This window comes from Massilia pseudoviolaceinigra (genome assembly GCF_030846505.1).
In the GTDB taxonomy this organism is placed as follows: domain Bacteria; phylum Pseudomonadota; class Gammaproteobacteria; order Burkholderiales; family Burkholderiaceae_D; genus Telluria_A; species Telluria_A violaceinigra.
In genome coordinates this window covers 62,058-86,951 of the sequence record NZ_JAVCWL010000018.1, presented here as the reverse complement: position 1 = coordinate 86,951, position 24,894 = coordinate 62,058, and the positions used below count along the sequence as shown (strand labels likewise).

The 24,894-nt window shown below is 61.6% G+C and carries 20 protein-coding genes and 1 tRNA gene; 12 read left to right on the top strand and 9 right to left on the bottom strand.

Annotation, left to right across the window (positions count from 1 at the left end; all coding sequences use genetic code 11):
- Positions 1–103: 103 nt before the first annotated feature.
- The 5 genes from RBA40_RS18585 to RBA40_RS18565 all read left to right on the top strand — a co-directional run bounded on the left by RBA40_RS18585 (position 104) and on the right by RBA40_RS18565 (position 4,794).
- Positions 104–1,201 carry an NAD(P)/FAD-dependent oxidoreductase gene (locus RBA40_RS18585; RefSeq protein ID WP_306649253.1) on the top strand — a complete coding sequence of 366 codons (1,098 nt, stop codon included), beginning with the start codon at positions 104–106 and terminating at the stop codon, positions 1,199–1,201.
- A gap of 282 nt (positions 1,202–1,483) precedes the next feature.
- Positions 1,484–2,719 carry a polyhydroxyalkanoate depolymerase gene (locus RBA40_RS18580; protein ID WP_306649252.1) on the top strand — a complete coding sequence of 412 codons (1,236 nt, stop codon included), beginning with the start codon at positions 1,484–1,486 and terminating at the stop codon, positions 2,717–2,719.
- Positions 2,720–2,884: 165 nt separating this feature from the next.
- Positions 2,885–3,559 carry an electron transport complex subunit RsxB gene (gene rsxB, locus RBA40_RS18575; protein ID WP_306649251.1) on the top strand — a complete coding sequence of 225 codons (675 nt, stop codon included), beginning with the start codon at positions 2,885–2,887 and terminating at the stop codon, positions 3,557–3,559.
- 3 nt (positions 3,560–3,562) lie between these two features.
- Positions 3,563–4,210, top strand: coding sequence for an endonuclease III (gene nth, locus RBA40_RS18570; protein ID WP_306649250.1), 648 nt, complete (start codon positions 3,563–3,565; stop codon positions 4,208–4,210).
- Positions 4,211–4,257: 47 nt separating this feature from the next.
- Complete coding sequence (locus tag RBA40_RS18565) at positions 4,258–4,794, top strand: O-acetyl-ADP-ribose deacetylase (RefSeq protein WP_306649249.1); 537 nt, start codon at positions 4,258–4,260, stop codon at positions 4,792–4,794.
- Between the two features lie 3 nt (positions 4,795–4,797).
- Here the strand turns inward: RBA40_RS18565 and RBA40_RS18560 are convergent, their stop codons facing one another.
- From RBA40_RS18560 to rplU, 7 genes are all read right to left on the bottom strand, one after another.
- A complete protein-coding gene (locus tag RBA40_RS18560; protein ID WP_306649248.1) occupies positions 4,798–5,874 on the bottom strand; it encodes a DUF4272 domain-containing protein in 1,077 nt (358 codons plus the stop codon).
- A gap of 88 nt (positions 5,875–5,962) precedes the next feature.
- Complete coding sequence (locus RBA40_RS18555) at positions 5,963–6,892, bottom strand: hypothetical protein (protein ID WP_306649247.1); 930 nt, start codon at positions 6,890–6,892, stop codon at positions 5,963–5,965.
- A 21-nt stretch (positions 6,893–6,913) separates the two neighbouring features.
- The gene (gene proB, locus RBA40_RS18550) at positions 6,914–8,032 is read right to left on the bottom strand and encodes a glutamate 5-kinase (protein WP_306649246.1); all 1,119 of its coding nucleotides are present in this window, start codon (positions 8,030–8,032) and stop codon (positions 6,914–6,916) included.
- Positions 8,029–8,424 (bottom strand): hypothetical protein, encoded by a 396-nt coding sequence (locus tag RBA40_RS18545; RefSeq protein WP_099874545.1) that lies wholly within the window; start codon positions 8,422–8,424, stop codon positions 8,029–8,031. Before RBA40_RS18545 ends, proB begins: the two co-directional genes overlap by 4 nt.
- Before the next feature lie 14 nt (positions 8,425–8,438).
- The gene (obgE, locus tag RBA40_RS18540) at positions 8,439–9,548 is read right to left on the bottom strand and encodes a GTPase ObgE (RefSeq protein WP_099874544.1); all 1,110 of its coding nucleotides are present in this window, start codon (positions 9,546–9,548) and stop codon (positions 8,439–8,441) included.
- Positions 9,549–9,650: 102 nt separating this feature from the next.
- Positions 9,651–9,935 (bottom strand): 50S ribosomal protein L27, encoded by a 285-nt coding sequence (rpmA, locus tag RBA40_RS18535; RefSeq protein ID WP_054266569.1) that lies wholly within the window; start codon positions 9,933–9,935, stop codon positions 9,651–9,653.
- A 69-nt stretch (positions 9,936–10,004) separates the two neighbouring features.
- The gene (gene rplU, locus RBA40_RS18530) at positions 10,005–10,316 is read right to left on the bottom strand and encodes a 50S ribosomal protein L21 (protein WP_054268134.1); all 312 of its coding nucleotides are present in this window, start codon (positions 10,314–10,316) and stop codon (positions 10,005–10,007) included.
- A gap of 251 nt (positions 10,317–10,567) precedes the next feature.
- On the opposite strand from rplU, the gene ispB reads away from it, so the two are divergent.
- The 3 genes from ispB (at position 10,568) to RBA40_RS18515 (ending at position 12,471) form a co-directional block, all read left to right on the top strand.
- Complete coding sequence (gene ispB, locus RBA40_RS18525) at positions 10,568–11,557, top strand: octaprenyl diphosphate synthase (RefSeq protein ID WP_306649245.1); 990 nt, start codon at positions 10,568–10,570, stop codon at positions 11,555–11,557.
- A 36-nt stretch (positions 11,558–11,593) separates the two neighbouring features.
- Positions 11,594–11,670, top strand: a tRNA-Pro gene (locus RBA40_RS18520).
- 234 nt (positions 11,671–11,904) lie between these two features.
- Complete coding sequence (locus tag RBA40_RS18515; protein WP_306649244.1) at positions 11,905–12,471, top strand: PEP-CTERM sorting domain-containing protein; 567 nt, start codon at positions 11,905–11,907, stop codon at positions 12,469–12,471.
- Positions 12,472–12,580: 109 nt separating this feature from the next.
- On the opposite strand, the gene RBA40_RS18510 is transcribed toward RBA40_RS18515, so the two are convergent.
- Both RBA40_RS18510 and RBA40_RS18505 read right to left on the bottom strand, forming a co-directional pair.
- Positions 12,581–15,208, bottom strand: coding sequence for a molybdopterin-containing oxidoreductase family protein (locus RBA40_RS18510; RefSeq protein ID WP_306649243.1), 2,628 nt, complete (start codon positions 15,206–15,208; stop codon positions 12,581–12,583).
- Positions 15,209–15,212: 4 nt separating this feature from the next.
- Positions 15,213–15,929 carry a 4Fe-4S dicluster domain-containing protein gene (locus RBA40_RS18505; protein WP_306649242.1) on the bottom strand — a complete coding sequence of 239 codons (717 nt, stop codon included), beginning with the start codon at positions 15,927–15,929 and terminating at the stop codon, positions 15,213–15,215.
- On the opposite strand from RBA40_RS18505, the gene RBA40_RS18500 reads away from it, so the two are divergent.
- From RBA40_RS18500 to RBA40_RS18485, 4 genes are all read left to right on the top strand, one after another.
- Entirely contained in the window at positions 15,892–17,670 is a 1,779-nt protein-coding gene (locus RBA40_RS18500) for a GH39 family glycosyl hydrolase (protein ID WP_306649241.1), read from the top strand. The genes RBA40_RS18505 and RBA40_RS18500 overlap by 38 nt on opposite strands.
- 259 nt (positions 17,671–17,929) lie before the next feature.
- A complete protein-coding gene (locus tag RBA40_RS18495) occupies positions 17,930–18,880 on the top strand; it encodes an alpha/beta hydrolase family protein (RefSeq protein ID WP_306649240.1) in 951 nt (316 codons plus the stop codon).
- 307 nt (positions 18,881–19,187) lie between these two features.
- Positions 19,188–21,260 carry a CHAT domain-containing protein gene (locus tag RBA40_RS18490; protein ID WP_306649239.1) on the top strand — a complete coding sequence of 691 codons (2,073 nt, stop codon included), beginning with the start codon at positions 19,188–19,190 and terminating at the stop codon, positions 21,258–21,260.
- Entirely contained in the window at positions 21,257–24,865 is a 3,609-nt protein-coding gene (locus RBA40_RS18485) for an nSTAND1 domain-containing NTPase (RefSeq protein ID WP_306649238.1), read from the top strand. The genes RBA40_RS18490 and RBA40_RS18485 overlap by 4 nt, the downstream gene beginning before the upstream one ends.
- Positions 24,866–24,894 lie beyond the last annotated feature (29 nt).

Genomic DNA, 24,894 nt, shown 5'->3' with positions numbered 1-24,894 from the left:
AGCAAGATCGTCTCCATCGTGGCACACTGTCGGCCATTCGCAGCAACGCTCCATGCACTGCTGCAAGCTGCACCCTACCCCAAAATCAACAGGAAGTAAGCGCATGACTATCATCGCCAACCATGAAGCAGGCAGCCTGGCTGCCAATAGTTCCTTTGCCGGCGCCATCGATACCGATGCCGTGATCATCGGCGCAGGCCCGGTCGGATTGTTCCAGGTGTTCGAGCTCGGCTTGCTGGAAATTAAAGCCCATGTGATCGATTCGCTGCCGGCCGTGGGCGGACAGTGCGTTGAACTGTATCCCGACAAGCCGATCTACGACATCCCGGCCGTGCCGGTGTGCACCGGCCAGGAACTGACCGACAACCTGCTCAAGCAGATCGAGCCGTTCGAGCCAACCTTCCACCTGAACCAGGAAGTGACCGTGGTGCAGCGCCGTGAAGACGGCCGCTTCAACGTCGAAACCTCGACCGGCACCCAGTTCATCACCAAGACCATCTTCATCGCGGCCGGCGTCGGTTCGTTCCAGGCGCGCACCATCAAGGTCGACGGCATCGAAGCGTTCGACGGCACCCAGGTGCACTACCGCGTCAAGGATCCAAGCCAGTTCGAAGGCAAGAACCTGGTCATTTGCGGCGGCGGCGACTCCGCGCTGGACTGGGCCCTGAACTTCGTGGGCAAGGCCGAATCGGTCGTGCTGCTGCACCGCCGCGAAGACTTCCGCGCCGCGCCGGCATCGGTGGCCAAGATGAAGGCGCTGTGCGAAGCGTACGAAATGCAACTGATCATCGGCCAGGTCACCGGCTTCGATGAAAAAGACGGCAAGCTGAGCGAAGTGAAAGTGACCGGCGCCGACGGCGTCACCCGCCGCGTACCGCTCGACATGCTGCTGGTATTCTTCGGCCTGTCGCCAAAGCTCGGCCCGATCGCCGAATGGGGCCTGGACATCGAGCGCCGCCAGCTCAAGGTGCAGAACACCGAGAAGTTCGAAACCAACGTGCCGGGCATCTTTGCGGTGGGCGACATCAACACCTATCCGGGCAAGAAGAAGCTGATCCTGTCGGGCTTCCACGAAGCGGCGCTGGCTGCCTTCGGCGCGGCGCCTTACATCTTCCCGGACAAGAAGATCCACATGCAGTACACGACGACATCGCCGAAACTGCACAAGATCCTCGGCGTCGAGACGCCAACCTTCGACTAAGAGTTGGTTGCAGCAAGCTCGGCCGGATAAGTCTTACCGCCACAACATATGCCCCGCTCAGCCGGGGCATTTTTCATGCTGCGTTAGGTAGCTCATAAACGAAGCGCACCGTTGTGTGTTAAAACGGTGTATCCAACACGCTTGGCTTGCCTGAAACTGACAGCCGCGCTGAATTTCCAACAAGAATGCTAAATTGCAGGCACGCCTTTCAAATGGCCTATAATTAATCAGCACACCTTACGCAAACGATTGCAAGGCAACGATTACAACGAAGGAATATGTATGCTTTACCAATTGCACGAGATGCAACGCTCGTTCCTGACGCCACTGATGCAGTGGGCCGACGCGTCCTCCAAACTCTTTTCCAATCCAGTGTCCCCGTTCGCGCACACGCCGTTTGCGCAGCGTATCGCCGCTGGCTACGAGCTGATGTACCGACTCGGCAAGGATTACGAAAAACCGCCTTTCGACATCACATCGACCGTCATCGGCGGTGAAACTATCGGTATCATCGAGCAGGTGGTGGTCACCCGCCCATTCTGCCGCCTGCTGCATTTCAAGAAAGACCTGAACGACAAGGCCATCGAAAAACTGGGCCAGCCGAAGGTGCTGCTGGTCGCGCCGCTGTCGGGCCACCACTCGACCCTGCTGCGCGATACCGTGCGCGGGCTGCTCACCGGCCACGACGTGTACATCACCGACTGGACCGATGCGCGCATGGTGCCGCAGTCGGAAGGGCCGTTCCACCTGGACGACTATATCTTCTACGTGCAGGATTTTATCCGCCTGCTCGCACCCGATCTGCATGTCATTTCGGTGTGCCAGCCGACCGTGCCGGTGCTGGCCGCGATCTCGCTGATGGCGACCGCCAAGGATCCGAAGCTGCCGAAAACCATGACCATGATGGGGGGCCCGATCGATCCGCGCAAGTCGCCCACCGCGGTCAACGACCTGGCCATCGAAAAACCGTTTTCGTGGTTCGAGAACACGGTGATCTACGCGGTGCCGGCCAACTATCCTGGGTTCGGGCGCAAGGTGTATCCGGGCTTCCTGCAGCACGCCGGCTTCATCGCCATGAATCCGGGCCGCCACGCGCAGAGCCACCGCGAGTTCTATAACCACCTGGTGGCGGGCGACGATGAACCGGCCGAAGGCCATCGCCAGTTCTACAACGAGTACAACGCCGTGCTCGACATGCCGGCCGAATACTACCTGGACACCATCAAGACCGTGTTCCAGGAACACCGCCTGCCGAAGGGCACGTGGACTGTCGGCGGCAACCTGGTGCGTCCGCAGGACATCACCACGGTGGCGCTGTTCACGGTAGAAGGCGAACTGGACGACATCTCCGGCGCCGGCCAGACCCAGGCCGCGCATGATTTGTGCAGCGGCATTCCGGCCGAGATGCAGCAGGATTTCGTGGCGCCGAAATGCGGCCACTACGGCATTTTCTCGGGCCGTCGCTGGCGCGAAGTGATTTGCCCGAAGATCGGCGAGTTCATCCAGAAGCACGGCTGATAGCACGGCTGATTCCCGTTCTCTCCTGAAAATGCCGCGCATGGGTTAAGTTCCACGCGCGGCATTTTTTCGTCCGTCGCGCTTCGCCGCGCGCCCGCAGCGCCGGTGAGGAAGCCGGGCGGCGACTATAATGTCGCTTTCCCACCCTGCTTGCCCGCCGCCGCCGTGACCAAGACCCTGGCCGACCACATCGAAGACCTGCTGCCGCAGACCCAGTGCACCAAATGCGGATACGCCGCCTGCCGTCCGTACGCCGAGGCCATCGCCGATGGCACGGCCGACATCAACCAGTGTCCGCCGGGCGGTATCGAAGGCGTGGCGCGCCTGGCAGCGCTGTTGAACCGCAAGGTCATTCCGATCAATCCGGCCAATGGCGTCGAGCGAGCGCGCCCGGTGGCGTTTATCGATGAAGCGCTGTGCATCGGCTGCACGCTGTGCATCCAGGCCTGCCCGGTCGACGCGATCATGGGCGCGGCCAAGCAGATGCACACCATCCTGCCGGGTTTGTGCACCGGCTGCGACCTGTGCGTGGCGCCCTGCCCGGTCGACTGCATCAGCATGATGCCGGTGACGGGCGAGCGCACCGGCTGGGCCGCGTGGTCGCAGGAACAGGCCGACGCCGCGCGCGACCGGCACGACTTCCGCACCGCCCGCCTGCAGCGCGAGCGCGAGGAAAACGATGCGCGCCTGGCCGCCAAGGCCGTCGCCAAGATGCAGGAAGTGACGGCGCAGCCGACCAACACGCCTGAGGAAATCGCCGAGAAGGAGCGTAAGCGCGCCATCATCGCAGCCGCCATGGAACGCGCGCGCCAGAAGGCGGCGCCGCCCGCGGAAGAATAATCGATGAATCCAGCCAAACGCTTTGAAATTTTCAGCCGCTTCCGCGCCGCCAATCCCCATCCGACCACGGAACTCGAGTACACCACGCCGTTTGAACTCCTGATCGCGGTGCTGCTGTCGGCGCAAGCGACCGACGTGGGCGTGAACAAGGCCACGCGCCGCCTGTACCCGGTGGCCAACACGCCGGCGGCCATCCTGGCGCTGGGGATCGACGAACTGAAGTCGTACATCCAGACCATCGGCCTGTATCACACCAAGGCCAAGAACGTGATGGCCACCTGCCAGATGCTGATCGACCTGCACGGTGGCGAAGTGCCGCATTCGCGCGAGGCGCTCGAAGCGCTGCCGGGGGTGGGACGCAAGACGGCCAACGTGGTGCTCAATACGGCCTTCGGCGACCCGACCATCGCGGTCGATACGCATATTTTCCGGGTGTCGAACCGCACCGCCATCGCTCCCGGCAAGGACGTGGTGGTGGTCGAGCAGAAGCTGCTCAAGTTCGTGCCCAAGGAGTTTTTGCAGGATGCGCATCACTGGCTGATTCTGCACGGCCGCTACACCTGCATCGCGCGCAAACCCTTGTGCTGGAACTGCATGATTGCCGATTTGTGCGAGTACAAGGCGAAGACGCCGGCGCCGGCGGTGAAGTAGCCGCGCGTTCCGGCGCGGGCCTGGCACGACGATTTTTGGAGAATCTCATGACGCAACACCCGGCTCACCAGAACGGCGCTGTACTGCGGGCCGTGCGCGCCGACATCACCACCTTGCAGGTCGATGCCATCGTCAACGCCGCCAACTCCTCCCTGCTCGGCGGCGGCGGAGTCGATGGCGCGATTCACCGCGCCGCCGGACCGGAACTGGTCCATGAATGCCGCCTGCTCGGCGGCTGCAAAACCGGAGACGCCAAGGCCACCGAAGCGTATCGCCTTCCTGCCAAGTGCATCATCCACACCGTTGGCCCGGTGTGGCGCGGCGGCGGCAACGACGAAGCGGCGCTGCTGGCGAGCTGCTACCGGCGCGCCATCGGCATCGCCGCCGCGCGCGATCTGGAGTCGATTGCCTTCCCGGCGATCAGCACCGGCATTTACGGCTACCCGGTGGCACTGGCTGCGGGCACCGCGGTGGCCAGCGTGCGCGAAGCGCTGCTCACGGCACCGGGCATTCGTGAAGTGGTGTTCTGCTGCTTTTCGGCCGACGACCTGGCGCTGTATCAGGACGAACTGCTCAAACGCTAGCCGTCAGGTCGGCGTGTCGACCTCGTCCCAGTCGGCGTGCTGGAAGCGAATCAGCCAGTTGAGGGCGTGATGGCGTTCCATCACCACGTCGGCATCGGCGCCGAATTCCGCGCCGGTCTTTTTCAGGCGGATCTGGCGGATATGCCAGTGCAGGCGGTAGGTCTGGTCGAGCGCGTCGACAATCTGGCCGGCGTCACGCAGTTCGGGCCCGCGCATCTCGATCTGGCGCGCCACGGCGGCGGCGGTGTCGCAGGGCGCATCCGGAAACGGCAGCGCGTCGACCATGCCCAGCGCCCACTGCAGCACGTACAGGCTCTCGTAACGCCACAGGAACTGCGCGCACTCATGCTCGGACGGTGACTCCAGCGCCAGGAAGGCGCGTTCCGCCGGCGACAGGCTGTCGTCGGCCAGCGGCATTTTATCGAGCAAGGTGGCGACCGGCATCGGCTCGCCCGCAGCCACCGATTCGGCGCGCAGGGCCACCAGCAGCAAGGCGCGCGCGCGGCCGATGACCTCGTCCCGGTCGCGCAGGGTCAGTTCTTCTTCACATGCCAGCGGCGGCAGGCTCGCTGGCACCTCGATCGAGCGCGCCGCCAGCGCCGCTTCGGTGGCGCTCTTGCGCGTCCACGCCGGCGCCGGATACGGCACGCTCGCGCCGGCGGCGGCCTGGCCGTCGGCGACGTTGATCAGGATATGGCCGTCAGGATCGCGCACATGGCCGTCGGGCGTGAACAGCAGCGCGTTCGAGTCGCGCGCCCAGGCATGCAGCGCCGGCAGTTCGTTGTCGGCCACGGCCATGCTCAGGTGATGCTGCACGCGCTGCAGGTGCAGGATGACGTGGTATTTATCGCGCGTCATGGCTTCTGTGCCGCGGGCGAACACATAGCCGCAGAAGGTATGCAGGTGCGTCAGCAGCTCGCCATCGGACAGGTCGCGCCGCCCTTGCAGCTCGTGCGCGAAGGCCGGCTGCGCGATCGTATGGCGCGTGCAGTAGACGTTGTACAAGGTCGTCTCGCCGGTGGGCGCGGCCGGGACGACGCTTTGCGGGCGGGTGAAGAAGCGCTTGAGTGAATTGATCATGTGGCTCGGTGAATCGGTGGCAAGAATGCCATGATACCGGGACGGCGCCGTTTTCGCCGGAACAACGCGATCTGCCGCTGACGGGACGCTAGTCCTCGATGGTGAGCACGTTGCCGCTGTCGTCCACGGTGGCGGCGACGCTGTTCTCGGCCGTGTCGCCCGCTGCGTTCTTGCCGCGGAAGGTGGTCCACACGCTCATTCCCTTGCCGGTATCGAGAAAGGTGGTTTCCACGTGCGCGTAGCTGGCCGGGTTCATCATGGTGCGCTTGAGTTCCGCCTGCAGCTTGAGGTGCGCGCCGCTGCGCTTGTCGAACTGGCGCGCCAGCATGGCGTTACGGCCATTGGCGGCGCTCACGCGCTCAGTCTCCGCCTGTTCGCGTGCGCTGGTCTCCTGTAGTTCCGCGTCGAGCACGGCCACCCTGCCGGCGTAGCGCGTGCTGGACGGATCGAGCGTCGCCAGGAGCTTGTACAGGGCCAGGCGCTGGCGCAGCGGCACCGCCGCTTCGTCCTTGAGGCCCGCTTCGGTTTCGGCGATCCGGATCGACAGGCGCAGTTTGTCGAGATCGGGATCGGGCGTGCGCGCCGCGTGCTTGTCGATCAGCGCCAGCGCTTCGGTCAGCATGCCCTGGTCGCGCTTGGCGGCGATGTCGGCGACGATGGCCGGCTTGGCGGCGAGGAAGCGCGCCCGTTCGCCGGCGCGCGCGTTGGCCAGGGCCCGGGCGGCGTCACGCTCCTTCTGGACCTCCGCCTGCTCAAATACTTCCACGTTCTCGGAAATGCCGACCCACGCCTGCGCGATGAACAGCGCGACGAAGGCGGTGGCCATGCCGCGCCCGTACAGGTTCAAGCCGGTGCGGTCGATGATGAACTGGCGCGACGGCGGCGCGCACACCAGCATCGCGAGCAGGGTCACGAAAAACAGCAACACGCTGAAGGTGAACACGTAGTACAGGAACCCGAACAGCAGGAACACCAGCACGCCGATCCAGCCGAGGAATTTGAAGAAAAATTCTTTCATACGGAACGGCGCCGAAGCCGATCAGAGCAGGACCAGGTTATCGCGGTGGATCAGTTCCGGGCCTTCGAGGAAGCCGAGCAGCTTTTCGATTTCGGACGAGGGCTTGCGCAGGATGCGGCGCGCTTCGCTGCTGGTGTAGTTGGACAGGCCGCGCGCCACTTCCGTGCCATCTTCGGCCAGGCAGGTGATGACGGCGCCGCGTCCGAATTCGCCGCGCACTTCGATCACGCCGATCGGCAGCAGCGACTTGCCCTCTTTCGACAGCTTTTGCACCGCGCCGGCGTCGAGCACCACCTTGCCGGCGGTGTGCAGATGGTCCGCCATCCACTGCTTGCGCGCCGTCAGGCGCCCGGTCTGGGCGCGCAGCTGGGTGCCGATCGCCTCGCCGGCGGCCAGGCGCGTGAGCACGTCGCTGTCGCGGCCCCACGCGATGATGGTGTGCGCGCCCGATCCGGCGGCGCGCTTGGCGGCCAGGATCTTGGTCAGCATGCCGCCGCGCCCGATGCTGCTGCCGGCGCCGCCGGCCATCGCTTCGAGCGCCGGGTCGCCCGCCTTGCCCTCGGCGATGAGCACCGCTTGCGGGTCCTTGCGCGGATCGGCGCTGAACAGGCCATGCTGGTCGGTGAGGATGACCAGGGCGTCGGCTTCGATCAGGTTGGCCACCAGCGCACCCAGGGTGTCGTTGTCGCCGAACTTGATCTCGTCGGTGACGACGGTATCGTTCTCGTTGATGATCGGGACCACGCCCAGGCGCAGCAAGGTGGTGAGCGTGGAGCGCGCGTTCAGGTAGCGTTCGCGGTCGGCCAGGTCGGCGTGGGTGAGCAGCACCTGGGCCGTGCCCAGGCCGTGCGCGCGAAAGCTGGTTTCGTAGATCTGCGCCAGGCCCATCTGGCCGACGGCGGCGCAGGCCTGCAGTTCGTGGATATCGGTCGGGCGCTTCTCGAAGCCGAGGCGCAGCATGCCTTCGGCGATGGCGCCGGAGCTGACCATCACGACTTCCTTGCCGAGGGCGCGCAGGGCGGCGATTTGCGCGGCCCAGCGCGCGATGGCGGCGTGATCGAGCCCGCGCCCGTCATTGGTGACGAGCGAGGAGCCGACTTTGATGATGATGCGGGTAGCAGTCTGGATGACGGAGTTCATGGGGCAGCGGCTCTTAAGCGCGGGCGCAAGGCGAGCAGCAGGAGCCCTGCCGCCAGTTCGATCCCGCAAACGACTAACAACAATCCCTGGGGCAGGCCAATGGCAAAGGCCGCGACAAAGCGGCCGGCCGGCTGCGCCAGGACGAACAATGCGGTGATATCGCCGAGGACAGGCTGGTCGGCCTGCCTTGCTGCCAGCAGCGCCAGGGCTGCTGTAGCTGCCCTCACGCCGACATACATGGCGAAGAACTGGCTGTAGCCGTTCACGCCAACAAGAAACACGCCCATGGCGATCGCCACCCGGTCCGGGTCCAGCAAAGCCGCTAATGCGGCCAGCGAACTGGCGAGGGCGATCAGGTTCAGAAGCTGCGCACGCAGCTTCTGTCTAAGCATGGGTACTGCCAATTTTAGTCGAGAATCTTGAAGCGCGGATCGTCCGGATCGATCGACGCGATGCCGCGTGCTTCTTCGGTCATCTGCGTTTCTTCGGCGCGGTGCTCGCTCTTCTTGACGGTCTCGAGGTGCAGGTAGATGGCGTTGACCAGCTCCGGGCAGCCTTCATGGCTCAATGCCGAAATCTCGAACACAGGACCCTTCCAGGCCATGCGCTTGACGAAATCCTTGACCAGCTTCTTGCGGTCTTCTTCCGGCACCACATCGAGCTTGTTGAGGACGAACCAGCGCGGCTTGTCGACCAGCGACTCGTCGTACTTTTCGAGTTCCTTGATCAGGGCCTTGGCTTCCTTGACCGGATCCACATTGGTCTCGAACGGTGCCATGTCGACGATGTGCAGCAGCAGACCGGTACGCTGCAGGTGACGCAGGAACTGGTGGCCGAGGCCCGCGCCTTCGGAGGCGCCTTCGATCAGGCCGGGAATATCGGCGATGACGAAACTCTTTTCGTGCGACACGCGCACCACGCCCAGGTTCGGGTGCAGGGTCGTGAACGGGTAGTCGGCGATCTTCGGCTTGGCGTTGGACACGGCCGTGATAAAGGTCGACTTGCCGGCGTTCGGCATACCCAGCAGGCCCACGTCGGCCAGAACTTTGAGTTCCAGGCGCAGCTCGCGCCGTTCGCCTTCCTTGCCTTCGGTCTTTTGACGCGGGGCGCGGTTGGTCGAGGACTTGAAGTGGATATTGCCCCAGCCGCCCTCGCCGCCCTTGGCCAGCAGCTCGGTCTGGCCGTGCTCGGTCAGATCGGCGATGATCTCGCCGTTGTTGTTATCGACGATCAAGGTGCCGACCGGCATGCGCATGTAGATGTCTTCCGCGCCCTTGCCGTAGCAATCCGCGCCGCGTCCGGGCTCGCCGTCCTTACCCTTGTGCATTTTGGAGTAACGGAAGTCGACCAGGGTGTTGATGTTGCGATCCGCAACCGCCCAGATGGACCCACCCTTGCCGCCGTCGCCGCCGTCCGGGCCGCCGAAAGGCCGGAATTTCTCGCGACAGAACGATGCGCAGCCATTGCCGCCGTCGCCAGCGATGACCTCGATTTTTGCTTCGTCGATAAACTTCATATTTTGTGCCGCCCTAAAACTAAAAAGGCTCTACCGTGGGCAGAGCCTTTCAATGGAAGGCTTGCGCCTTACAAATGTGCGCCATGACAGCGCGGATACAACTTACGCTGCGACTGCTGCTGGAGCTGGGTCGTTAGCAACAACGGTAACGAACTGCTTCGAGCCTGCGCCCTTGACAACGAACTTCACCTTGCCGTCGACCAGCGCGAACAGGGTGTGATCCTTGCCGGTGCCGACGTTTTCGCCTGCGCGCACTGGGGTGCCGCGCTGACGGATGATGATGCCGCCGGCATTGATGGTCTGGCCGCCGTAGACTTTAACGCCAAGGCGTTTTGATTCTGAGTCACGGCCGTTGCGCGTTGTGCCGCCGCCTTTTTTGTGTGCCATTTAAATACTCCTGGATAGCTGGTTACTTTGGACTGATCTAGCCGGGCTCATTGAGCCTGGCACACGGCATTAACCGTTGATCGAAACGATTTGAATTTCGGTGAAATTCTGGCGATGGCCCTGATGCTTTTGGTAGTGCTTACGACGACGCATCTTGAAAATCTTCACTTTATCGTGACGACCGTGTGCCACAACAGTTACCAGTACCGTTGCACCTTCGACCAATGGCGCACCAAACTTGATGGTGTCGCCCGCGCCTACTGCGAGAACTTGATCGATGGTGAGTTCGGAACCAATGTCTGCCGGTATCTGTTCTACTTTAAGTTTTTCGCCAGCGACAACTTTGTATTGTTTGCCACCGGTTTTTATGACCGCGTACATGATAGGAAACCTCATCAGATGTTAAAAAATTCCCTGGCCGGAGCCGGGGGAACCGCAGATTATACATGGATTGGTTTTTTTCGTCAAAAGACATGCACAAGGCCACAGGTTCGTGGTATGTCGACAACTACAAGGCGCTGCGCCGGCCGGCCGCGGGCTGTGCCTGCGGGCGGGCGTAACCGTTGAGCATGGGACGGAAACAGGCGCGGTGTCGTATAATCGCCGCACCTAACGTCCATTGCAGGTTCGCCTTGTCCGCCGCCATCTTACACGCACAACAAAATACCATCGCCCAATCGATTGCTCCGGACATGGAGGCAGTCAACACGGTGATCCGCGAGCGCCTGCATTCCGAGGTCAGCCTGGTCAACCAGATCGCCGAGTACATCATCAGTGCCGGAGGCAAGCGCATCCGCCCCGTGCTGGTGCTGCTGGTGGCGAACGCCTATGGCTACAAGGGCACGGCCCACCATGAACTGGCGGCCGTGGTCGAATTCATCCACACCGCTACCCTGCTGCACGACGACGTGGTCGACGAATCGTCGATGCGGCGCGGGCGCCAGACCGCCAATGCCCTGTTCGGCAATGCGGCATCGGTGCTGGTGGGCGACTTCCTGTACTCGCGCTCGTTCCAGATGATGGTTGGCCTGAACAATATGCGCGTCATGCAGATCCTGTCGGACGCGACCAACGTGATCGCCGAAGGGGAAGTGCTGCAGCTGCTGAACATGCACGATCCGGATGTCACACAGGAAAGCTACCTGAAAGTGATCCGCTCCAAGACAGCCAAGCTGTTCGAGGCGGCGGCGGAACTCGGTGCGCTCATTTCCGGCGCCAGCGATGACGAGATCAGCGCGGCCGGCGAATACGGCCGCTCGCTGGGCACGGCCTTCCAGCTGATCGACGACGTGCTCGACTACGCGGGCGACGCCAGCGAAATCGGCAAGAACGTCGGCGACGACCTGCGCGAAGGCAAGCCGACCTTGCCGCTGATCTGGCTGATGGAAAACGGCACGCCGGAACAGCGTGAACTGGTGCGCAACTGCATCGAGCAAGGTGACGAGCAGCATTTCGACGTCATCCTGGCGGCTGTGACCAGCAGCGGCGCCCTGGACTTCACGCGGCGCGAGGCGGAAATTGCCGCCAAGCGCGCAGCCAACGCCATCGCTGGTTTGCCGGACAGCCTGTACAAACAAAGCTTGATGCAACTGTGTACCTTCGCAGTTGACAGGAACCACTGAGCGGCATAATTTAATACCTGTGATCTGACCACCCGTCGGGGTGTGGCTCAGCCTGGTAGAGCGCTGCGTTCGGGACGCAGAGGCCGGAGGTTCGAATCCTCTCACCCCGACCAGTCCTCGCATTCATCCTTTCCTAAAACTTCCTGCCCGGCCCGCCATCCTCCATGGCGTTGCGCCGGGGTTGGCCTTGCTCGTCCACCGTAGAAGCATCGGTTGGGCAGGCTGCAGCTCAACCACCACGCCGAATTTGGACTCACAACAACAAAACGTTCAAATTAAACATTAAAATTGCTCTTTGGATAAATTCGGCATAGGATGACATTCCGCCAATTTATCGAAAGATATCAATGAACTTACTCCGCCTTACCGCTGCGCTCCTCTTGACCGCAGCCAGTGCGCTCTCCGCCCAAGCGGCCACGTACAACTACACTGGTAACGCATTGACCTTCGATACCATTAACACGACCAGCAGCCGAATGCTGGCTAGTTTCACACTTGATATCGCGGATGACTTTTCCGGAACAATCTCTGGAATGCCGTGGATGGAACCACTTGGAGCATGGAGTGGCAGTGCAGGGAAAATCAGTATGAATTCGAACACGCCGGGTGCCTTGTTGACGTATGACTTTACGTTTGAAAAGGGCGCCATGAAAGGATGGTTTTTCAACATCGAAAGCGGCTCGAGCAACCTTCAATCCCTGTCCACGAATTACAGTTTTTTCGCCCCGAATGACGCTCACGATATCGCGCTCCACACAGACACAGCGCTTCACGCCGCTGCGGTATGGAACGAACAAGGCACGTGGACCATCTCGGCAGTACCTGAGCCGGAAAGCTACCTGATGCTGGGTGCGGGCCTGGCAGTATTGCTGGCCGCGCGCCGCAAGCAAAAGCAGTTCATCGCCAAACAATAAGATCCTTGCAGGCTGCCCAATGCGCTGACACTCGTCACGCATGGGCACTCACAAACATCAGCCGCCCCGGCTGCAATGGCACACCGCGCTATCGGTGTTTTTCGTGCCTTCAGACAATTTTCCGGATCGAACAAACCGTATCGAACCACGCCTGCATCCCTACCAAGGGCTGCGGATTGATCGGCAGAATCGCATTGATATTCACGCCGCTTCCGCGTCCGCCATGCTTCTCGTCCCACCATAAGCCGAACTCCAGATCGTCGACCGCCGGCGCTGGCCCGAACGCTTGCGCCGCATCGGGCGCCAGCCCTTTGGCCGCCACCTCCACGCGCCGCCCGCGCTCACCCTCGCAAGAGCGTCCACCCGTGATCCAGCCCAGCGAATTGGATACCGCCACCACCCGCGGATGAATACCCTTGGTGACGAATGCCTTCACCGTCGCCGAGCCCAGTACCTCACCCGTGCCCCGGTACGCCTTGTCCCCTACCGCACCACTGAGCGGCCGATACGTGGTCAGCTCCACCGTGTCGCCGGTCTTGATACCCAGCTTCTTCGCGGTCGCCGCATGAATCCACATCGGATTATCATGCACGATCTCGGCCAGATACTTCTGCGACGCGGTCCTGCCCTGCGTGTGCACGTTCCATTTGAACGTGGTCAGGATCAGGCGATCGGCCGCCAGCCCCACGTGCGATGGAACCTGATGGAAGGTCGGCAGCCCGTCGTCAACCATGCCGATCGTCGCAGCCACCTTCGCCACCTCGGGCGCATGGATCTCGAACTTGCGCGACGGTGTCGTGAAACCGCGCACCGGGACCTCGCCGACCATCAGCCCGATCGCCTTTTCCTTGCCCTTGTCATCGGCCTTGTAGATCACGCGGGTTTTCCCGTCCACGCGGCTGCCTTGCACCAGCGCCGCGGCCAGCGGCTTGCGGTACACCTCGTACGGTTTGGGCGCCGCGCTATCGACGTACACGCCATAGTGCTTCATGTATTCGAAGCCATCCTTGAATACCTTCCCGTCCGCGCCCCTGGTCGGCAGCTTCGAACACTGATGCCGCACAAAGTCTTCGTGCTTGCCGAACCTGAAGTACTTCGCCTGCTCGGGACCGAGCCGTTTGCCGATTTCGAACAGCACATCGGCAAAGCTGGTTGCGCTACCGGGCGGGGTCACCATCGGCTGGCGCAGCGTTACAAAATGCTGCAGCTCCATATTGTTGCGGATGTCCATGCCCCAGCGTTCCAAGTAAGTGGCATCGGGCAGTATCATGTCGGCGTAGTGCGCCATTTCGGAATACACCACATCCGAACAGGCGTGGAAGGGAATCAGCTTTTCATCTTTGAGCACCTCGACGGTCGTGCTTCGTCCTTCCGGCCAGGTCATCGGCGCGGCGATTGTATAGCTGAGGTAGACGTCCAGCTTGGCGCGCCCCTGGCGCAAATAATCGAACACGACCTGGCCGACCTTCATCTTTTGCCAGCGGTTCGCCAGCGGCCACTCCGGCGGGTCTTCCAGGTCGGTCCTGATGGTCGGCTTGGGCGGCCTTGGCTCCGGGGCCGGATAGCGCGCCGGTGACAGCTTTTCATCGAGACCGTAGCAATAGCCGCCCTCCTTGGCGACCGACCCCACCAAGGCATTGAGCATGACGACCGCGCGTTCGGCATTAAAACCGTTGTAGTGCGCGCCCGTGCCACGATTGGTGAAGGCCGCCACCGCCGGCCGCTTGCGCGCGAATTCCAGCGCCAGCCGGGTGATGTCGGCCGCCGCTACGCCCGACAGCTTCGCCGCCCATGCTGGCGTACATGGCGCCAGCCAGGTGCGGATGGTTTCCAGCCCTGGCTGGACGAATTTGTCGATAAAATCGCGGTCGATTTCGTTCTCGCGCACGATCACGTGGGCCATGGCCAGGGCAATGGCCCCTTCGGTGCCCGGAAACGGCTGATGCCATTCGTCGCTGCGCCCGGCCGTGTTGGACAGCCTCACGTCGAACGTGACCAGCTTGGCCCCGTGGTCGTAGCGGGCCTTGACCACGCGCGACACCAGGTGCAGTCCCCCCTGGTGCGCTTCATAAAAATTGGAGCCGAAGTTAAGGAAGTAGGTGCAGCGCTCCGCATCGATCGATTCCCAGTCCGTCTCGCCGAGCGACACGTAATTGGCCGCGCGCTTGTTCGACGAACAGATCGCGCGGTGATTGAGCAATACCGGCGTGCCGATGGCGTCGAGGAAGCGGCCGATCTCCGCCTCGATGCGCGAGCGGCCCTGGTGGATGCACACGCGTTCCGGGTGGCCGGCATCGACACTGGCGCGAATGCGGCGGGCAATCTCTTCATACGCTTCTTCCCAGGTGATCCGCTTCCACAGGCCCGAACCACGCTCGCCGGCGCGCTTGAGGGGGTAGAGCAAGCGCTCCGGATAATCGTTGACGTTAGGGCCGGACTGGCCCTTGGCGCACGTCATGTGGCTGCCCATGTTCGGGTCGAGCGGATTGCCGCGGATCTTGATCACCTTGTTATCTTGCACAAAGCCTTCAATGCCGCACACGGTGGAGCAGTTCAGGCACACGCTGGTGACGCGCGTGGCTGTCTTGTAGTTGTTCTTGATCTTGCGCTGTTTGCCGTTTGCCACCGGCCGGTACGCCATCGCCTGCGCGGTGGACGGGTTAAGGAGAATCAGTTCGCCCACGCCGAGCGTCGCCATCGATCCGATGCCGTTCCTGATGAATGATCTGCGGTCCATGTTCTCAGCCTTTCTTCACGGTGGAACGAGCGAACGTCGATTGCAGCTGGCTCCAGGTATCGACTTCATACGAGAAAGGGTCGTGGTTGCGGCCCTTGGGGATTTTCTTTTCCATCGCGCGCGGAGCCACCGTGCCGATGCCGCGGTATTTGACGGCGGGCCTGGTCTTCTCTTCGGGTTTGAGCACCGACAGTTCCTTGCCGTGCCGCTGGTTGAACGCATTGATGCGGCTGGCCGGGTCGTTCAGGTCACCGAAGGCGAATACATCGGCCGGACACACTTCAACGCAGGCGGGCAGCAGGTCGGCCTCCAGCCGGTGCGAGCAGAAGTCGCATTTGTCGGCCAGCTTGGTCACCGGGTCCTGGTGGATCGCGCCGTAAGGGCAGGCTTTGATGCACGAGCGATCACCGTCGCACTTGTCCTCGTTGATACGCACAATGCCGTCGGCGTCGCGCGTGATCGCGTCCTGTTCGCAGGCGCTCAGGCAGGGGGCGTCCTCGCACTGCATGCACAGCGTCGGCAAAAAGGCGCGCTTCATTGTTTCCTTCTTGTTGAAGGGATTGATGGCAGTGAAGTCGTAGTAATACACCTTGGTGCGGAAGTTTCCTAGTGGAACTGAGTTTTCGACTTTGCAAGCCACCGAGCAGGCGTGGCATCCGATGCAGCGTTCCAGGTCGAGCGCCATGCCCCATTTGGGGGCGGTTGCGGTATCTGCGGTCATCGTCGTTCCAATCGGAAAAGGAACTCATTTAACCATAACCGCATACGGCAAGTCAGGAGCACCGGTGTCTAATTTCATAAAGCCATTACGCAGTTTTCATGATGGCGGCACCGATGCATCTCTTCCAGAATGCAGGATTGCTGTATTCCTACATCCTGCGAGAGAGCGACACATGAGTCCAAAGAACATCGGCGTTTTACTAATCAGTGCCATATTGGCGCTTCCGCTGGCAAGCCAGGCGCAAACGCGCGTGATCGACATCGACACCACCGCCATTGCGGGACAGCTCGACCCGGCTTTCAATTTTTCCATCGGTGCCGGCCGCGCGAACGAGGGCTTGCGCGCCGACTGGCAGCAGCAGCTCGCCCAGATCAAGCGCGATGCGGGATTCAAATATATCCGCATGCACGGCCTGCTTTCCGACGACATGGCGGTGTACCGGGTTGATGCGCAGGGCAAGGAGCAGTACAACTTTCAATATGTCGACGCGCTATACGATTATCTGCTGAGCATTGGCGTGAAACCCTTCGTCGAACTCGGATTCATGCCGTCGCAGATGGCCAGCGGCGAGAAAACCGTCTTCTGGTGGCGCGGCAACGTCACCCCACCCAAAGACTATGCCGCATGGGAACGCCTGATCAAAGCCCTGACCGAACACTTCACCGAACGCTACGGCGCGCAGGAAGTGGCCAGCTGGTATTTTGAAGTGTGGAACGAACCGAACCTGGACGGTTTCTGGGCCGCCTCGCAGGACGCCTACTTCAAGCTCTACAGCCATGCCGCGCGTGCGATCAAGAGCGTCAATGCCAGTTACAAGGTGGGCGGCCCGGCCACCGCCGGTGCCGCGTGGATACCGGAAATGATCGCTTACTGTGCCAGCAATGCGGTGCCGCTCGATTTCGTCAGCACGCACACCTACGGCGTCGATCAAGGCTTCCTCGATGAATACGGCACCACCGGCACGGTGCTCAGCAAGGAAAAGGGCGCGGTCAGCGGCGACGTGCTCAGGAACCGCAAGGAAATCGCGGCATCGGCGATGCCAAAGCTGGAACTCCACTACACGGAATGGAGTTCGTCGTACACGCCATCCGATCCCACGCACGACAGCTACCACCAGGCCGCCTACATTCTGCAAAAGCTCAAGCAGGTCGGCGGCGCGGCGCAATCGATGTCCTACTGGGTGTTCACCGATATCTTTGAAGAAGCCGGGCCGCGCATCGAAGCCTTTCACGGCGGCTTTGGCCTGATGAACACCCAGGGAATAAAGAAACCCGCTTATTTCGCCTATCAGTTCCTCAACCAGCTCGGGCCGACCGCGCTGAAAAACAGCGACAGCCAATCATTCGCCACCACCGACGAACGGGGCAACGTCCAGCTGCTGCTGTGGGATTACACGCGCACACTTCCGGAGGGTGTCAACAATCAGCAGTATTTCATCAAGGACTTGCCTTCCAGGGACAAAGGCCAGGCCGAGGTGAATATGAGCGGACTGAAAACCGGCAGCTACACGATGAAGATCTCCACGGTCGGGTACAAACGCAACGATGCGTTCACCGCCTACATCGGCATGGGTTCGCCGAAACAGCTGGGGAAAAGCCAGGTCGCGGCCCTGAAATCGCTCGCCAGCGGCAAGCCTGATGAGCAAAAAACGGTGCGCGTGGGCGCCGACGGGCGTTTCACCATCAAACTGCCCTTGCGTGAAAATGACGTGGTCCTGCTTGAACTGAGCCGCCGCAAGTAAGCGCGAGGAAATCGGCATCACATTAATACCCGGCCATCCATCGGATCGCCGGCTCAAACGCGTGCACATTGCGCCCGCCTCCTCCCAAAAAACCTTGCCACAGCCGCAAAGTTTTTCTATATTGCAAAGGTTGCTGCGCCGGAGAAAAAGCCTTATTCGCCTGCCGGCCTCACAACGCATTTGAGCGCGCACCGTGCTTCACGCCGCGCACCTCCCCCATGCCTGTCAACGCCACGGCGTCACTATCAAAGGATGTACGATGAATTTGCCCCGCTTGCCCGCGCTGATACTGGTGCTATCGACCGCCCTTGGCGCCCACCTGCACGCCGCCGCGCAGGCGCAGACCGCGAGCGCGGCCAAATCCCCTGATGCCGGGACCCTGGCCGAGGCGCGCAAGGGCTTTCGCACCACCCTGATCCGCAAGATGCCCCCGCAGCCGCCCATCCCGGCACCGCCGGCCGATGTGTTCAACCTCGTGCGTTACGACGCCGCTTCCGGCAAGCTGGGTGCCTACCTGACACCCGATCCGCGCGACGGCAAAAAGCATCCGGCCATCATCTGGATCACCGGCGGCGACTCCAATAGCATCGACGATCTGTGGGAGCCGGGGCCGGTCAGCAACGACCAGACGGCAAGCGCCTATCGCAAGGCGGGCATCATCATGATGTTCCCATCGCTGCGGGGCGGGAACGACAATCCCGGCGTGCGAGAAGGCTTCCTCGGCGAAGTCGACGACGTGCTGGCCGCCGCCGCCTACCTGGAAAAACAGCCGTACGTCGACCCGGACCGGATTTACCTGGGCGGGCACAGTACCGGCGGCACCCTGGCGCTGCTCACCGCAGAAACCTCAACCCGCTTTCGCGCCGTCTTTGCATTCGGCCCGGTCGACGAGATCGACGGCTACGGCGGCCGCTTCACGGGCTTCAATCCCGCCAATCCGCGCGAAGCGGCGCTGCGCTCGCCCGGACGCTGGCTCGCATCGGTACGCTCGCCCGTCTTTGTGATCGAAGGCGCGGGCGGCAATATCGATTCGCTGCTAGCCATGCGCGGCACCACGCGCAACCCGCAGATCCGCTTCGTTCCGGTTCAGGGCGCCGATCACTTCAACGTGCTGGCGCCGGCCAACAAGCATATCGCACAGAAAATCCTTCTCGACGCCGGGCCGGATACCAATATCACGCTGTCCCCTGCGCAAATGGCGCCGCGCTAAGCAGCCCCGCGCGGGCCGCCGTGCGCGCCCGCGACCGGGTGAGGTCCGCGCCGACAAACTCATGCTGAACGACGTCGTTGCGAACGGCCCGGCGCAGGTGCCGCTCGCATTCCATGTCAAACCATTTCTGCAACAAGCTTATCAAAAACGAATTGCCATCTTTGCAGCGTGATGTCATATTGACTTCCCGGAAAGTCGTCCTTCATTCCTTTGCGCAATACATGCCGCACCGTGTGTTGCTGGCTGGTAGCCCTTGATTTCACTGTATTAAAACTTCTGACAGACTTAATCGACTGGAAGGTGATGCATGAAGGGCTATTCCGAACTTGAAATAGTTATCCAGCGAGATTCACTAGACGGTTTCCAGGCAAATGCCCGCCAGCGCCTCGACGAAGGCGATGCCATTACCCCATTCGTACCGATTCAGCTCGATCTCAAGGATCCGCGGCTGCTCGCGGCAATACCGATCGATGCAGGCAAGCTGCTGTCGGAGATACTCCTCGGCCCCGCCGAACTGGCCAGCGCCTACGTGGCCGCGCGCGTGCGCGCTGCCGACCGTGCCATGGCGTTGCGGATACGACTGCGCATCGATCCGGGGGCGTCGATCCTGCATAGCCTGCCCTGGGAAACGATGGTCGACCCGGCAAGCCAGAAACCCCTGTTGCGCAACGGCCAGTGCGTATTCTCGCGTTATCTGTTCTCTGCAGAATTCCGGCTTCCCCTGCTGCGCGCCAAGCAGGGCATCCAGGCATTGCTGGCCGTGGCGAATCCGCAAGATCTCGCCGATGACTTCACGCCCATCGACGTCGATCAGCAGATCAGCAATGCCCGCGGTGCGCTGCATCCGGTACCGGCCAAAACGCTGCAAGCGCCTGGCGCTGCCACGCTGGACAATATCATCGATGGCTTGAGCAACGATGTCGACATCCTGTATCTGGTCTGCCATGGCACCCTGGGACCGAAGGGCCCCGCCCTGTGGCTGGAAGACGAGACCGGCAATGCCGCGCTGGTCACCGGCGAGGATTTCGCCGCACGCATCGGTTCGCTCGCGCGGCCGCCTAGCCTGATCGTTCTCTGTTCCTGCCAAAGCGCCGGCGTCGGGTCATCCGCACGCGATGCCCTGGCCGCCCTCGGTCCCATGCTCGCCAGGGAAGGCGTGCCCGCCGTGCTGGCCATGCAAGGCAACTTGACGATGGAAACCGCCAGCCAGTTCATGCCCACCTTCTTCCAGCATCTCGCCGATCACGGTGAAGTCGACCGGGCCGCAGCGACGGCGCGCAGCCGGGTCATGGACCATCCCGACTGGTGGATGCCGGTCGTGTTCACCCGCCTGGACAGCGCACGGATCTGGTATCCGCCGGGCTTTGGCATCACCGAAGCGGGAGCTGATCCCTGGGAGTCGATCGTGGGCAATCTGAAGGCAGCGGCGTGTACGCCGATCCTCGGCCCGACCATGAACGAAACCCTGTTCGGATCGCGAGGGGAACTGGCGAGCTATTGGGGCGACATATACCGCTATCCCATGAGCGGGCGCGAAGCGGAAGATCTGCCGCGCGTGGCGCAGTATCTGGCCATTACACGCCAGGGCGCGTTTCCAAGACGCGAATTTTACAAGAGTATTTATCGTCGCATTCTCGACAAATATCCGGATGATGTACCGGCAAACTTTCTCGACCTGGACGACCGTGGCGTCATCGACGAACTGGGCGCGCTTGTTTCCACCGTGGGCGCGGCAATCCGCCGGCGCGACCCTGTCGATCCGCACACCGTCCTGGCCAGCTATAAACTGGCCGTGTATATCACCACCGACCCGAGCGACTTGCTGGTCGACGCGCTCAGGGAACGAGGCGTCACGCCCCGGGTCAGGCTGCTGCGCTGGAACGAAGCGGCGGAGCGCTGCGACGAACAGTACGCTCAGCAAATCAACGCGCTGCATCCGGGGCTGCCCGTCAAGGCAACGCGTGCATTTCCAATCGTGGTGAAGCTGTTCGGCGATCTGTCCGAGCCGGCATCGCTGGTGATGACCGAGGATCAGTTTTTCGATTATCTGACCAAAGCTGCGTCCACCAAGGAAGTGGTTCCCACGTCGGTGCGTTTTCAACTGAGCGACAGCGCGCTGCTGTTCATCGGCTTCCAGGCCGATTCGTGGGAATTTCGCGTCCTGTTCCGCAGCCTGTTGCAGCTCGAGGGCAGCGACCTGCGCTCGGATTATGAACATTTCTCGGTCCAGATCGATCCGAACAGCATGCTGGACCCTGGCAGCGCGCGCCGCTACATCGAAAAATATCTGCAGGCGAAAGCCAAATTGCGCCTGTATTGGGGCGATGTACCGGCCTTCATCTCCGAGTTAAACCAACGCTCGCAAGAGAAGCAGCGATGATCGCTCCTTACGTCGGCCCCGGCCCGATCGGCCGTGAGCAGGACCTGTTCGGCCGCGAGAGCGAGATCGAAGAACTGCACTGGCGCCTGGTGGCCGACCGCATCATCGTTCTGTATTCCCCTTCCGGCGCCGGAAAGACATCGCTGCTGACCGCAAAAAACGGATTGCTCGCGCAGCTGCAAACCCGTTTCCTGGCCTTGCCGATACTGCGGGTAGGTGGTGATAACGGTACCGGTCCGGTCAAGGCGATCCTGCGCCAGCTTGAAGCGAGCGCTTACGGGCCAGTGCAAGATGGCGACCGTTTGCTCGACTATGTCAATCGCATCGACATCCCCAAGTCGCAGCCGCCGAAGCGCCTGCTGCTGGTGATCGATCAGTTTGAAGAGGTCTTTTTGAACGGCGCCTCGCTCGACGAGCAGCGCGACTTTTTCAAGCAGCTGGGCGAGTTGCTGTCGCGCGAGGTGAGTCCGATCTGGACAATCCTCAGCATGCGGGAAGAGTATTTTTCGTGGCTCGATCCATTCCGCGATGCCGTTCCCACCCGCCTGACCAATACATTCCGCCTCAATTTGCTCAGCACCGAACAGGCGATTGCCGCCATCAAAGGTCCGGCACAGGCGGCCGGCGTCGCGTTCCCGGCGGAAGATGGCGAAGACGCGGCCACCCGCCTGGTGCGCGAATTGAGCAAAGTGCGGGGGCGTGACGCAAGCGGCGCGACGACGGTACGCGATGGGGGCAAGGTGGAATCGGTGCAGCTACAAGTCATCTGCCTGGACTTGTGGAACCGCCTCAGCGCACATGGACAGCAGGTCGATGCGATCCGGATCGCCGACGTCGTCAACTACAATCCGGACAACGCGCTCCAGGAGTATTGCGACAATGCCCTGGAGCGCGCCGCCACCAATCCGAGGCGTGCCAGTCTCCTGCGCGACTGGATCGACCAGCGCCTGCTCACGCCGAGCGGTTTGCGGGCGCCGGCGATGCTCGATACGGCCGATAAAAAATGTCCATCGCCCGCCGAGGTCCGTTCTCTCGAAGAGGTTCACCTGATCCGCCGCCAGATTCGCGAGGATGGGCAGTGGTATGAGTTATCGCACGACAGCCTGGCGATTCCCATGCGCAGAAGTATCGAGAATTGGCGCGTCAAGAACCTGGAAGCCTGGCAGCAGTTGTCGCGCGCATGGCAACTCGGCGGCGAGCTCGGTGCGTACTTCAAGACCTTGTCGCGCCACAACAGGCGGAATATCCCGAAGCCGTCAGCCGAGGATGCGTACTCCGAGGTGGAAACCAGATTTGTGGCAGCGCATGAAACCTTCATGCGCCACCAGCGACTGCTAAGAATCATCTACGCCAGCATCGTTGTGGCCACGGTGGTCATCGGGTACAAATATGAGGAAAGCAGGACGCAGGCCAAGCTGATCAACATCACCGTCTCCCAAGCCGGCGTGTTTTCGATCATTGGCAGTCATCCTGGCATCGGCCTCGAAGCACGTGCAGTCGTCGAGGGCATGAATTTGCAGACCGCGAACCCGAAGGCCGTGGCGTTCAATTTCAAGACGATGATGAGCGATTACCTGAATCGAACCCGAAATATCAAGAGCATGGAATATGAATCTGAAAGTAATCGCGTATCGAAGCACGTCTTCCAGGATCAGCACCACCGCGTCGTCGTACGGTTTGGCAGCCGTTCTGCGGTGGAAATAAGCGACCTCACCGGCAAGCGGCCAATGTGGAAAATCGATGCGGATCTCTTGAAGAAAATCCATCCCAATGGCATTCAGACTGTGGCACTGCCTGGCGATGGGCGCTTGGCGACTGGCAGCAACGACGACGGGAGTATTCAGCTTTGGGATGTCCGAACCGGACAGCCGGATGGCCCTGCGCTGAGGGCGACCAGGAATCCCCTCGCACGTCACATGCATGAGAAAGTTGGCGCCATGGTCGCTGATAGGGACTTTCTTTACTCAGGATACTATGGTGGCGTCGTTGCAGCTTGGAATCTACGATCCGCACGAGACGGCAGCACCGAGCCGGTGTGGACGTTCAGGGCGACCGGAGTGTATCCCGCGCTATCACTATCGGCCAACGGAGAATCCTTGGCCGTGTCGCACTTTCCAAGCAAGAAACCGGTCACCTTGTTGAAGACCCGGGACGGGACGGTACAAGCGCGGTTTGCCCCCATTCTCAGGGAAGACAATGGTGCCGATCTCTTTTCAAGCGTCGCTATCAGTCCGGACGGGCGATTCGTTGCAGGGGGCACGTGGCGCGGCCACATCCTTATCTGGAATACCGCGACGAAAACCCACATCCAGCGCATCGAGGCCCATGACGAGGACGTAGTGCAACTCCAGTACCTGCACAATAAGGAGCTGGTGTCGATCGGGAGGGATGGCCAGCTGAAGTACTGGACATTTCCAGAAAATGAAAATGCGGCGCCGGTCGGCAAAATCATCGTCGAGCTTCCTGATGAACTGGCGAGCTTCGCAGTCGACGCGAAAAGACACAGTGCATTCGTCACCACTAAAAAGGGAGACCTGCTCAACGTGGCATTAACGGCCGATGTCCATCCGTTCGGGCATTTCCTGCACGGTAGCAGCAGTTTCGTCGACCTGAGCCAGACCGGTAAGACGCTGCGCCTCACGGTGGCGGCGATGAACAGCTTGACTGCGGCCGATCTGGACGGAAGCGTGCCGGAGCCGCGGATGCCGATCCAGTGGTCATTGCCTCGCATTGCCGGGGCGGCACGCGCCGAGCTGGCAAAGACGACCTTCCTGGTGCAAGACCATCATGTCGTGGCGGTCCGCGACACCGCGCCGGGAAGTGTGCCGTTGAGAGTGCCGCCCGACATCGACGGGTTCTTCCAATCGATCCAGGTCAATAAGCACGGCTCGCTATTGATCGTGAGTACCGATTTGTCCACCCGTATCTGGTCATTGCAGCAGCCGAATTTTAGCGCCACGGAGTGCGTTAATTTACCCGGGGGCATGTCTCCCCGAACGGAGGTCGTGGCCATTCGTCCATCGGGTAGTGATGTCGTCACGGTGCGGTACGGTAAGTTGCACTTCTGGCGTGCCACGGAAAAGGCCGGAGGGTGCCCTGCGTTTCGCGACGACCCCGAGGTGCTGGGCCAACTGAAGGGCAAAGTCAAGTTTGCCGCATTCGACCCGAGCGGAAAATATTTATGGGTAGCTGAGTACACTGGGCGGGTGTACTCGGTCGCTCTCGCCAAGGGAGATCCACATGGCACCGGGATTCAAGAAGAATCGAGCACGCCGCCGAGTGCCATGACGATCAGTGACAACGGAATCGTCGCCATCGGCGACGCCAAGGGAGGTCTGCAGGTGTTTCAGCCAGAGTTCCTCTTCCCCATGAAAATCGCGAATGATTTTCATGACTCGGCAATCAACTCGCTGGCTATTTCCAAGGATGGAAAATGGTTAGCCACCTCTTCGCGCGCAGGCACGGCCATCTGGGACCTGCGCCCGGAGACCTGGATAAGCAAGGCATGTTTCCTCGCCAATCGACGTAGTTTCAGCGACAAGGACCTAAGAACGTATTTCAAGGGCGTGACGGAGAAACCGACACCATGCAGCGCGCCGCAATGACCACCTCAAGGAGATACCCATGCCTTACC

Bases quoted from the DNA above. Each gene is read 5' to 3' on its own strand.
- RBA40_RS18585 (WP_306649253.1), top strand. From the start codon at position 104: ATGACTATCATCGCCAACCATGAAGCAGGCAGCCTGGCTGCCAATAGT.
- RBA40_RS18580 (WP_306649252.1), top strand. From the start codon at position 1,484: ATGCTTTACCAATTGCACGAGATGCAACGCTCGTTCCTGACGCCACTG.
- nth (WP_306649250.1), top strand. From the start codon at position 3,563: ATGAATCCAGCCAAACGCTTTGAAATTTTCAGCCGCTTCCGCGCCGCC.
- RBA40_RS18565 (WP_306649249.1), top strand. From the start codon at position 4,258: ATGACGCAACACCCGGCTCACCAGAACGGCGCTGTACTGCGGGCCGTG.
- RBA40_RS18560 (WP_306649248.1), bottom strand. From the start codon at position 5,874: ATGATCAATTCACTCAAGCGCTTCTTCACCCGCCCGCAAAGCGTCGTC.
- RBA40_RS18555 (WP_306649247.1), bottom strand. From the start codon at position 6,892: ATGAAAGAATTTTTCTTCAAATTCCTCGGCTGGATCGGCGTGCTGGTG.
- proB (WP_306649246.1), bottom strand. From the start codon at position 8,032: ATGAACTCCGTCATCCAGACTGCTACCCGCATCATCATCAAAGTCGGC.
- RBA40_RS18545 (WP_099874545.1), bottom strand. From the start codon at position 8,424: ATGCTTAGACAGAAGCTGCGTGCGCAGCTTCTGAACCTGATCGCCCTC.
- obgE (WP_099874544.1), bottom strand. From the start codon at position 9,548: ATGAAGTTTATCGACGAAGCAAAAATCGAGGTCATCGCTGGCGACGGC.
- rpmA (WP_054266569.1), bottom strand. From the start codon at position 9,935: ATGGCACACAAAAAAGGCGGCGGCACAACGCGCAACGGCCGTGACTCA.
- rplU (WP_054268134.1), bottom strand. From the start codon at position 10,316: ATGTACGCGGTCATAAAAACCGGTGGCAAACAATACAAAGTTGTCGCT.
- RBA40_RS18515 (WP_306649244.1), top strand. From the start codon at position 11,905: ATGAACTTACTCCGCCTTACCGCTGCGCTCCTCTTGACCGCAGCCAGT.
- RBA40_RS18510 (WP_306649243.1), bottom strand. From the start codon at position 15,208: ATGGACCGCAGATCATTCATCAGGAACGGCATCGGATCGATGGCGACG.
- RBA40_RS18500 (WP_306649241.1), top strand. From the start codon at position 15,892: ATGCCCCATTTGGGGGCGGTTGCGGTATCTGCGGTCATCGTCGTTCCA.
- RBA40_RS18505 (WP_306649242.1), bottom strand. From the start codon at position 15,929: ATGACCGCAGATACCGCAACCGCCCCCAAATGGGGCATGGCGCTCGAC.
- RBA40_RS18495 (WP_306649240.1), top strand. From the start codon at position 17,930: ATGAATTTGCCCCGCTTGCCCGCGCTGATACTGGTGCTATCGACCGCC.
- RBA40_RS18490 (WP_306649239.1), top strand. From the start codon at position 19,188: ATGAAGGGCTATTCCGAACTTGAAATAGTTATCCAGCGAGATTCACTA.
- RBA40_RS18485 (WP_306649238.1), top strand. From the start codon at position 21,257: ATGATCGCTCCTTACGTCGGCCCCGGCCCGATCGGCCGTGAGCAGGAC.